Source organism: Ferdinandcohnia sp. SAFN-114 (genome assembly GCF_059415045.1).
Genome location: NZ_JBPFDQ010000131.1, coordinates 1 through 10,394, shown reverse-complemented (window position 1 = coordinate 10,394; position 10,394 = coordinate 1). Strand labels below are relative to the sequence as shown.

Sequence of the window (10,394 nt, the reverse complement as noted above, 5' to 3'; positions counted from 1 at the left end):
TTTAAACTTTTTTATGAAGGCTACCAAGCGAAAGCGCGGTAGAAAAATCTGTGTCTATTTTCTTGACATAGTATCAACTCTCCTGTTTCAACCCATCGATTATATTTTCTTTTTTCACTTTTTGTATTGAATACAGCATGGCTGCCCCTACAATAATAAAGATGATGATTACGACAAATAAGATACTCATCCATGGAAGATTAAATCCATATTCAAACGTATTCCTAAGTGACCAATAAATTAAAAACATGATGACAAAGCTTATTGGAAGACCATATAGTAGAGCCTTTACACCATAAAATACACTCTCATAATTAATCATTTTATTAAAGCCTTTCGGGGTCATCCCCACTGATCTCAGCATTGCAAATTCACGTTTTCGAAGCGAGATACTCGTTGAAATTGTATTAAAAATATTTGCAATAGAGATTAACGAAATCAGGGCGATAAAGCCATAGGTGAAAATAGACATCATTATTATCATTTGCTCTTGTTCTTGTCTTCTTTGATAGACGTTATAGACATGCGTGCCAGAGTCTGTGATTTTATCCAACTCATCCTGTGTTGCCATTGGATCTGAACTATTCATGTATAATTCAGTTTGGATTTCACTTTTTGCCTTCTCATTTCCTTCAACAACCTTTGTTAATATATCCTCTGAAACAATTATATCTAATCCACCAAGACTAGATGTTGTAGTACCCATTGGTAGCTGGTCGGTCAATGCTTGAACTTTAATATTAGCTAAAAATTGTTGCTCTTCAGTCTCATAGTTCATTAAATTAAGTGCAAGTGTATCTCCTACGTTTATATGAATAGATTTTGTATCAATAAATTTCCCCGTCTCGTAATCTTGATAGTTGATGTTATCAATTATGATCGCATTAAGTTCATTTGTATTTTCAAATTCCCCAGAATCCGTACCTACTTTTGCTGCATAGGCATTGAAACTGTCATGATCCAAACCATGTAATCTTACATAATAAGTAAATTTTCCATCTTGTAAAATGGAGGGATCCTTTTCTATAGATTTTAATAACTCGTTTGGAAGTTGATCTTTCTCTGTTAATGTTGTTAAATAGATCGTTTGAATAATACTTGAATTCGTTACATAATCAAGTTTCGTGAATGGTAATAGATCTTCTTTGCCCATCTGATCATTAATCACTTGAATATCATAATTAATATTATCTACAGATAGTTCCAACGACTTCTTCAGGTCCTCTGTGAAATATGACACTGTCAAAAAGAGGACAATACTGATGACAAGCGAGAAAACAGTTGCTTGATATCTTTTCTTGTTTCGTTTCAAATTTTTCAAACCAATTTCAGCTTCAATCCCAAATAGTTTACGTACAAGTTTTGATGTCTTAACTGTTTTTCTTGATAGTTTGATATCCTGTGTTTGACGTATCGCATCAATCGCTGAAACCTTTGACGCTCTCATCGCTGGAATATAGGTGGAGATAAAAATTGTTACAATTGAAATCACACAGGCTACTAAAAGAGAAGCTGGTGTAATAATTACATTTAGTTTTTCAGCAACATTTAGAGCTCCTTCAAGATAAGTGTTAATAAATGAAAAGGTTACCCCAATTCCAGCAAGACCCGAAAGGATACCTATTGGAATACTAACCGCACCAATCAGAGCTCCTTCAAAGAAGACGGAATTCCGCTTCTGTTTTTTTGTCGCTCCTACACTTGATAGCATTCCTAAATGTCTTGACCGTTCAGATACACTAATTGCGAAAGCATTGTAGATTAATGCGACTGAACCAATAATAATAACTGCCATGACAATACCTGCCACAGAAAATAAGGTCAGACGCAGACTATCATTGTCTGTGACTCCATAAAAGCGTAATAATTCTTTATTATAGGATACAGAATTGATCCCATTTTCTTTAGCAATGGTTTCTGAATGCTGATATAATGAACCCTTCACTTTTTCTAATACCACAACTGCGTCTGCTGTACGATTTTTACCCAAAGCATTTTTGTCTACGTATTTAACCACCGTATATCCTGGCGACCATGATGGTTCCCATGTTGGACGTTTAATGGTCCCAACAATAGTAAACGTTTCACTAGACTCAATCTTAAGTTTTTCTGTAACCCCATTTTCATCGGATTGCAATGAATAATTCTGACCCAGCGGTTCCTCTTCACCGGCTACTAATCTTTTTCCGATTTCGACCGAAAGTTTGTCACCGATGTTATATTCGACCTTAGCATTATCGGCAATTGCTTCGGATATGACAATTTCATCATTCTTTAAAGGTAAACGTCCTTCAGCTAATTCAATTGGAAATTGTTGAAACCCTGCTGTGTTATATTCTTTAATAAACAGATAAGGTTTACTCTTATTTTTCGAACCCTCAAGTTTTGCATAGCCTAGATCATTTGAAAGGACTAATTTTTTCGTTTGACTATCTTTTTCAATTGCCTTGATTTGTTCCACATTGACATCGTTATATTTGACGTGCCATTCACCGTTGTCCGCAATGTTATCTCGAATCATTAAGTTTAAAAAAGAGACACCCAGTGTTGCAACAGCTGTTATCATTGCAACAGAAATGATAACACCAATGATTGTGACGAGGGTTCTTCGTTTATTTTCCTTCAAATGTCGAATCGTCAGTTTGTTAATGATGTTCATGGACGAATCACCTCGTCCTTAGCGATCCTTCCGTCCTCTATTGAAATGACACGGTCAGCTTGAAGGGCAATTCGCTCATCGTGGGTAATAACAAGCAAGGTTTGATTATAGGTTTTATTGAACATTTTTAAAAGTTCAATGATTTCGCTGCTATTCTTACTATCTAGATTTCCAGTCGGTTCATCTGCTAGCATAATGGCTGGATTACTAATAAGGGCACGACCGATCGACACCCGCTGTTGCTGACCTCCAGAAAGCTGATTTGGTAAATGGTTTAAACGTTGTTCTAAACCGAGAATCTTTACAATATCCGCAAACTGCTTCGGATCAACCTTATGTTCATCTAATAGCATGGGTAATGTAATATTTTCTTCTACCGTTAAGATTGGAATTAAGTTATAAAACTGATAGATTAACCCAATCTGTCTCCTTCTAAAAATCGCGAGTTGTGTTTCATTTAGATCATAAATATCTGTGTTATCAATTAGTACCTTACCGCTAGATGGTCGGTCAACACCACCGAGTAGGTGCAATAGTGTTGATTTACCTGAACCTGAAGGACCAATAATGGCTACAAATTCTCCCTTTTTCACTGAAAATGAAACATTATCAAGTGCCTTAACTGCTGTTTCACCTTTTCCATATATCTTAGACAGATTCTCGATTTGTAATATATTCATAAGTAAACCTCCATAATTTCAATGTTGAGTTCAGTATATCTGTCTAAGATGACTCTAAAGTGACTACGAAAGTGACATTTTATTCACTTTAGGTGGAATACACAGCTGTATACGCTAGATCACCTGTTTGTAAAGTTTTATTTTGAACTGCGTGCCTTCTTCTTTACTGCTCTTCACTTCAATATCACCTTGTTGACTATTTATAATACTATGGGCCATTGCTAGACCAATTCCGACACTATCTTCACCTGCATTCTTCCCCTTGTAAAAACGTTTAAAGATATAGGGGAGATCTTCTTTGGCTATGCCTTTTCCATTATCTGAAATAATAATCTCGGTATATAATGCATTCTCAGAAAATGAAATGGATATTTTTCCACCATCAGGCGTATGTTCAACACAATTTTTCAAAATATTAAGAAGTGCCTCTGATGTCCAGTTGAAATCCCCAAGAAAGGATACCTCTTTGTCTCCTTCAACATGCAGGTTTTGCTGTTTAATATCCATTGGAACTAATACAGGTTGAATTGCACGTTCTATCAGCTCTGAAACATAGACTGTATCCTTCTTAAAAGAAACAGTTCCAGCATCAATTTTTGAAAGTTTCAATAACGATGACACCAGCCATTCAATTCTTTCTAGCTGAATACGGATGTTATTTGTGAATTCACCCCGTTTTGCATCATCTAGTTTCTCATCCCCCAATAAATCAGCCATAACCATCATGGAGGTAAGTGGAGTTTTTAGCTGATGCGAAATATCCGAAATTGCATTCGTAAGTTTTAACTTATCCTGTTGCAAAAGAGTGCTATGCTCAGATAGCTTTAATGTCACTTTATAAATATCACTCTTTAGGATGCTAAGCTCGCCTTCATGATTGTCTCTTACATCTAAACTATAATCACCACTCGTTATCCTCCGTAAATATCCAGAAAGCTTTTCAATTTCACGATATCTCCACTTCGTAAATCCCAAAATACATCCAATCAGTAGAGCTGCTGTGAAAAAAACGAGTAGTGCAGCAAGTCCAGAAAACAGAAAATAGGTAAACAAAGACGCAACCAGTTTTATAGAAAAAAGAGCCAGAAGTAAGAACTGGATTTCCCGGTTACGCAACATATTACTCACCAACCTTATAGCCCATTCCACGGACTGTCTTAATAATTTTCGGGCTTTGTGGGTCATCTTCAAGCTTCTCTCGTAATCTTTTGATATAAACGGTTAATGTGTTATCATTCACAAAATCACCCGCTACATCCCAAATTCGATCAAGTAATTGTGTTCTAGTAAGAACTTGACCAATGTGATTCGCGAATATCAAAAATAGACGGTATTCTAATGAAGTCAGAAGTACCTCCTCTCCATTTTTATAAACCTTACCTTCTAACGTATTAATACGAATATTTTCTATTTCAATAACATTCTTGGTTTGTGCCATTGTTTGCCTATTGTAACGACGAAGCACCGATTTGATCCGTGACATTAACTCACGAATACGGAATGGCTTTGTAATATAATCATCTGCACCCATGTCTAAACCCATCACAACATTCACTTCGTCATCCAAAGCCGTTAAAAAAATCACAGGTTTATCACCTTGCTTCTTTACTAACTCACATAGCTCATATCCACTTCCGTCTGGTAAAGATAAATCAAATAAAAACAAATCAATACTGTTCCAACTATCTGAAATAATCTGCTTAGCATCCTCAACATTATGACAAACAATCGTCTCATACTCATCCTGCTTCAACGTATAATCCAACCCAGAAGCGATCGTCCTATCATCCTCAACAACTAAAATTTTCATCATAACGGGTCAAAGGGACAGGTCCCTTGTCCCAACCCTCCCCATCGTCTAAGTCTGTTCTAGGTTATTTTATCAAAAACAAAATCCCCTGGACATGTTGTTTGTACATCTCCAGGGGATATTCCTTTAAACATAGATAAAATAAACAATAAACGTAACAAAAAGAACATACATAATTGGATGTACTTCTCTATGTCTTCCTAATGCAAGCATTGTAACAGGATACATGATGAAACCTAAAGCAATTCCTGTTGCGACGCTAATTGTCAATGGCATCATAATAATTGTCGTAAATGCTGGTATAGCAATGTCTAATTTCGTCCAGTCAATATGTCGCACTTCTGCCACCATCATTGCACCCACGATTATGAGGGCTGGAGCGGTGATTTCGGATGTAACAACCGCTAACAATGGCGAGAAAAAGAGGGCTAAAAAGAAAAAGCCTGAGATGACAACTGATGAAAAACCAGTTCGTGCACCAGCAGCAATACCTGCAGTAGATTCAATCAAGGATGCAGTAGGTGACGTCCCTAGAACAGAACCGATAACCGTTGCGGAAGCATCCGATAATAATGCAGGACCCGCGTTTGGAATTTTATTATCCTTTAAAATTCCAGCCTGACTCGCAACAGCAATCAATGTGCCTGCTGTATCAAAAAATCCAACAAATAAAAAGGTAAAAATGACAATAATTAAGTCTGGTGTAAATACATTTGGAAGTTCAGAAAAAACAACACCAAATGTTGGTTCAAGACTTGGGATTTTTCCTATGATACCTGCAGGCTTCTCAATAATCCCAAAGATCATCCCCACAACTGAAGAAATAACCATACCGTAAAATATACCACCACGAATTCCCCTAACGAGCATTATGGAGGTAATGATGAATCCGAATAAGGCAAGCACAGTCGCACCAGATGTGAAGTCTCCAAGTGATACAAATGTAGCTTCGTTTCCGACAATAATCTTCGCATTTTTTAGTCCAATAAACGCAACAAAAAAACCAATCCCACCCGCAATCGCATACTTCAAATCCTGCGGTATCACATTAATAATTTTTTCACGGATTTTTAAGACACTTAAAAGGACAAATAAGATACCTGCGACGAAAACGCCCGTTAATGCTGTCTGCCAAGGAATTCCCATCCCAATCACAACAGAATACGTAAAAAAAGAATTTAGACCCATACTAGGGGCAATCCCGATTGGATAATTAGATAGGAGACCAATAAGCAGCGAGCCAAGAATAATAGTTATTGCGGTTGCCGTAAAAACGGCACCTTTGTCCATCCCTGATTCACCTAAAACGATAGGATTGACCACAAGGATGTAGGCCATCGATAGAAATGTTGTGAGTCCGCCAATAAATTCCTGCTTATATGTTGTTTGGCGCGTATTGAAGTCAAAATAATTTTTCATATTTCTATATTCCCCATTTTGCTTTGATTTATTTTTTCAAAATAAAAAAAGCCTTGATAGTGTAGACCTACCAAAGCACGTACAAAATTTAGTCAAAAGGACAAATCATATCCCTATAAACCATTTGTAGTCAAGCTTTTTACGGTAGCTTGGTAGAAACAATCGGGCCATATTCCCGAACATATACAAATTACTATATTCATATAACTTAAAAAATCTAACAATGATTTTAAGTTTCGTCAAGTTTTTTTCTCTTTTGTTATATCTTTAGTATAACAAGCGTGTTATACTATACATAGAACAGATAGGAGGGATTGAAATGATTATTCGAATTGAGCCCGAATCCGATATTCCCATTTACCAACAAATGACCAATCAAATCATTGAAGGAATTGCTATAGGGTTGATTCAGCCAGGTGATTCCCTACCATCCGTGAGAACGTTTGCCGCAGACCTTGGCATTAACATGCACACAGTTAACAAAAGCTATCACCAACTTGAGAAAAAAGGAATTATTCGAATCGTTCCGAAATCTGGGGCGGTGATTTCTTCCCCACACGATTACAACGATTTTTCCTTTGACAGGTTAAAGGAAAACTATAAATTACTCATCGCGGAATCACTCGTTGTCGGTATGTCCAATGAACAAATTCAAGAATTAGTTTCTTCTACTATAAATCATTTAAAAAACTCATCAAATAAGGAGGCATAATTATGACGTTGGCTATCTTTCTCATAATCGCGGTTATTCTAGCCGGGATTCAGATCGCAGTTCCTTTTCTTGTGAAACGCACAGTTATCTTCGGGATTACAGTTCCCGAAAAACATATTAATAATGAAAAACTTTCTTCTTTTAAAAAGAAATATTCCCTGCTTGTATCCCTTTTATCTTTAATCTCTTTGGTAAGTTACGCAATATGGGTACTTTCTAGCAGCGCCTCAGAAGAACAGACCGTTTTGATTGGAACCGTTATTCAATTTGCGATTATTTTGTTTAGCTTTACCCTCTATTTTTATTTTCACGGAAAAACTCTTCAGTTAAAAAAGAAAATGAAATGGGGAGAAAATACAAAACAAATTCAAATCGCCGATCTGTCAGCACGTGCTAAAGATGAGATGCTGCCTTGGTATGTCTTTTTAGTACCCATACTCATCACAGTTGGTGTAATCGGTTATACCATTTCTCAATATACTCTTCTTCCAGACCAGATTCCAACTCACTGGGGAATTAACGGAGAAGCTGATGCCTTTACTGATAAAACACCTGTTTCAGCCGTTTCATCCCCACTCATGTTGCTTGTGATGCAGGTAATGTTTCTAGCGATTATTATAAGCACAAAAAAATCAGGCATTAAACTAAGTGCAACAGCAACAAACGCTTCACGATTGCGACAATTAACATTACGTAAATATACAAGCTGGTTACTATTTTTAACGTCTATTTTATTAACGGGAATGTTTAGTTTCTTTCAATTAAGAACGATACATCCTGATATTGTGGACGGAACGATTGTTATGGCCGTACCAATTATTTTCCTAGTTATTACTTTAGGCTCTACGGTAGCATTTGCTCTAAAAGTTGGCCGTTCAGACAAACGATCCATTGATGAAGCAGCTGCAGGCATAACAGATTATGACGATGACAAGCACTGGGTTGGCGGTCTCTTTTATGTCAACAAAAATGACCCTTCCATCTTTGTTGAAAAACGCTTTGGTGTAGGCTGGACGATCAACTTCGGTAACCCAATAGGGTATTTAATTATTTTAATACCCATAGCTATCATCATCCTGTTTAGCTTTCTTTAAAAAATCGACAAGCGTTGCTTGCCGATTTTTTTCATCCAGATGATGGGTTTAGTTTCATTTTTGTATCGTAGGCTCGGAAAGCCTTACCATAGAAATAGGCAAAACTACCTTGTAATCCAGCTGCAAGATAAAAAGGTAAAGCCAAAGCACCTAACCCGAAAAGATAGCCAGTAATATACGGACCAATTGAAATTGGCAGACGCGTTGATAAAAGATTAATACTTGATGCAAATCCACTTCTTTTTCCACGCGTTAGGCTAACACTTAGTGCTTGCCCTGCACCTTGAGACCCTCGATTTAATGCCGTTCTTAGAATATAAAGAATGGATACAAGTGCATATGAGGACAACAATGGCATTAATATGAGAAGAAGGCATGCTACAAAACGAACCATTACAATCGATTGTACTGTCCCATATTTATGTGAAATTCTAGCTTGAAACATCGAAATAATACCGGTCGCAAAAAAAGTAAGAGCTAATGTACTACCAATTTGCGCACTGCTTACACCAAATTTCACAGAAAACCAGTAAGCCATCATCGGCCCCGTCAATCCAATTGCGATCCCATTCAACACATTAATACCTGCTAATTTTAAAATAGCTGTATTTTCTTCCTTTGTAATTTTCATTTCTTCATTCTCGGCCATCTTCTCCATTGGCTTTTCTTTTCGGTTAAAAGGTTCTCTACTAACTGTTAATACAATGGCAGTCGTAGCAATTGAAAATGCAAACGTAGAACAAAAGGCAAGATGGTAAACAGAGATTCCAAGTGAGAGGTTGCCAAACCCCATTGTACCCACTAGCATCGCCCCTGTCGCCATTCCAAAAAAGCTTAACGCATTATTGAGACTATAGATTTTTCCTCGTTCCGAGGGTTTGATAAAAGATGCAAGCCATGCCTGTTCCGCAGGAGCAAACGGGCTTGCTGAACCAGCATCTGCTTTTCCAAAACCGGAAAAGGCAATCGCAATAAACAATAGGAAAGGATTGATGGACAGGATTCCAATCAATGCACACCCTGCCGTCGAAAGTTCCGAAACCAGAACAAAAGGTTTCCTGCCTACGCGGTCGCTGAATATACCAACAAACGGTGCAAGAAAAACCCCCAGCAATCCACCTGCAGCCAGCACAGTTCCGATTTTAACAGAACTCCACCCTAAATCATCTAGGTATAGTGCTAACACAACAACCATCATACCTTGTCCTATACTTCGAATTAGATTGACTAACATTAGCTTTTTGACCTCGGGATGTATTCTATCTGTATGGTCTTCTTTGACTAGCATATTTTCACCACTTTGAATTGAGACATTGGATTGAGTCTTGGTTAAAATAGGTAATTGGGATAATCTTATTTAAAAGCCTTCCATAGTGCGGTGGCATTTATTCACTAGGTGTGGGGAGAGGGATATTTTTAATACGGATTGTCCGTTTTCTTTATTTATAATCTGAGCGGGGGCTATTCGCGTTTTCGCTCATAGCTTTTATGAAGAGGATTCGGCGACGGGGGGACTCTCGTTTTCCTCTTCATACCCGTGATGAAGAGGGTTCGGCGACGGGATTGTTATCCTTTTCCCCTTCATAACTTCTATGAAGAGGTTTCGAGGACGGGATTACTCTCGTTTTCCCCTTCATAGCTTTTATGAAGAGGATTCAGTGTGGGAATTGTTGTTCTTTTCCTCTTCATAACTCTTATGAAGAGGATTCGGCGACGAGGTTACTCTCGCTTTCCCCTTCATAGCTTCGATGAAGAGGATTCAGGGACGGGGATGCTCTCGTTTTCCCCTTCATAGCTTCGATGAAGAGGATTCGGCGACGAGGTTACTCTCGTTTTCCTCTTCATAACTTCTATGAAGAGGATTGGGCGACGGGATTGGTCTCCTTTTCCCCTTCATAGCTTCGATGAAGAGGATTCGGCGACGGGATTGGTCTCCTTTTCCTCTTCATAGCTTCGATGAAGAGGATTCGGCGACGGGATTGGTCTCCTTTTCCCCTTCATAGCTTCGATGAAGAGGATT

Annotated in this window: 8 protein-coding genes and 1 riboswitch; of the genes, 2 read left to right on the top strand and 6 right to left on the bottom strand. The window is 37.8% G+C overall.

Going from position 1 to position 10,394, the window contains the following annotated elements; translation table 11 throughout:
- Window positions 1-73 precede the first annotated feature (73 nt).
- The 5 genes from ACR65M_RS25300 to ACR65M_RS25280 all read right to left on the bottom strand — a co-directional run bounded on the left by ACR65M_RS25300 (window position 74) and on the right by ACR65M_RS25280 (window position 6,568).
- On the bottom strand, window positions 74-2,659 hold the full coding sequence (locus tag ACR65M_RS25300) for an FtsX-like permease family protein (RefSeq protein ID WP_440274764.1): 2,586 nt from the start codon (window positions 2,657-2,659) through the stop codon (window positions 74-76).
- The gene (locus ACR65M_RS25295) at window positions 2,656-3,339 is read right to left on the bottom strand and encodes an ABC transporter ATP-binding protein (protein ID WP_341332651.1); all 684 of its coding nucleotides are present in this window, start codon (window positions 3,337-3,339) and stop codon (window positions 2,656-2,658) included. Before ACR65M_RS25295 ends, ACR65M_RS25300 begins: the two co-directional genes overlap by 4 nt.
- Before the next feature lie 114 nt (window positions 3,340-3,453).
- Entirely contained in the window at window positions 3,454-4,458 is a 1,005-nt protein-coding gene (locus ACR65M_RS25290) for a sensor histidine kinase (RefSeq protein ID WP_440274766.1), read from the bottom strand.
- A gap of 1 nt (window position 4,459) precedes the next feature.
- A complete protein-coding gene (locus ACR65M_RS25285) occupies window positions 4,460-5,149 on the bottom strand; it encodes a response regulator transcription factor (protein ID WP_440274765.1) in 690 nt (229 codons plus the stop codon).
- Between the two features lie 126 nt (window positions 5,150-5,275).
- Complete coding sequence (locus tag ACR65M_RS25280) at window positions 5,276-6,568, bottom strand: NCS2 family permease (protein ID WP_440274763.1); 1,293 nt, start codon at window positions 6,566-6,568, stop codon at window positions 5,276-5,278.
- 107 nt (window positions 6,569-6,675) lie between these two features.
- Window positions 6,676-6,777, bottom strand: a riboswitch (purine riboswitch).
- A gap of 110 nt (window positions 6,778-6,887) precedes the next feature.
- Between ACR65M_RS25280 and ACR65M_RS25275 the strand changes: the two genes are divergently transcribed.
- Together ACR65M_RS25275 and ACR65M_RS25270 are read left to right on the top strand one after the other, a co-directional pair.
- Complete coding sequence (locus ACR65M_RS25275; protein ID WP_440274762.1) at window positions 6,888-7,280, top strand: GntR family transcriptional regulator; 393 nt, start codon at window positions 6,888-6,890, stop codon at window positions 7,278-7,280.
- A 2-nt stretch (window positions 7,281-7,282) separates the two neighbouring features.
- The gene (locus ACR65M_RS25270; RefSeq protein WP_440274761.1) at window positions 7,283-8,374 is read left to right on the top strand and encodes a DUF1648 domain-containing protein; all 1,092 of its coding nucleotides are present in this window, start codon (window positions 7,283-7,285) and stop codon (window positions 8,372-8,374) included.
- A 31-nt stretch (window positions 8,375-8,405) separates the two neighbouring features.
- Here ACR65M_RS25270 and ACR65M_RS25265 read toward each other — a convergent pair whose 3' ends face one another.
- Window positions 8,406-9,662, bottom strand: coding sequence for an MFS transporter (locus tag ACR65M_RS25265; RefSeq protein ID WP_440274760.1), 1,257 nt, complete (start codon window positions 9,660-9,662; stop codon window positions 8,406-8,408).
- Window positions 9,663-10,394: the final 732 nt, after the last annotated feature.

Coding starts and splice junctions, on each gene's coding strand:
- ACR65M_RS25300 (WP_440274764.1), bottom strand. CDS start 2,659: ATGAACATCATTAACAAACTGACGATTCGACATTTGAAGGAAAATAAA.
- ACR65M_RS25295 (WP_341332651.1), bottom strand. CDS start 3,339: ATGAATATATTACAAATCGAGAATCTGTCTAAGATATATGGAAAAGGT.
- ACR65M_RS25290 (WP_440274766.1), bottom strand. CDS start 4,458: ATGTTGCGTAACCGGGAAATCCAGTTCTTACTTCTGGCTCTTTTTTCT.
- ACR65M_RS25285 (WP_440274765.1), bottom strand. CDS start 5,149: ATGAAAATTTTAGTTGTTGAGGATGATAGGACGATCGCTTCTGGGTTG.
- ACR65M_RS25280 (WP_440274763.1), bottom strand. CDS start 6,568: ATGAAAAATTATTTTGACTTCAATACGCGCCAAACAACATATAAGCAG.
- ACR65M_RS25275 (WP_440274762.1), top strand. CDS start 6,888: ATGATTATTCGAATTGAGCCCGAATCCGATATTCCCATTTACCAACAA.
- ACR65M_RS25270 (WP_440274761.1), top strand. CDS start 7,283: ATGACGTTGGCTATCTTTCTCATAATCGCGGTTATTCTAGCCGGGATT.
- ACR65M_RS25265 (WP_440274760.1), bottom strand. CDS start 9,662: ATGCTAGTCAAAGAAGACCATACAGATAGAATACATCCCGAGGTCAAA.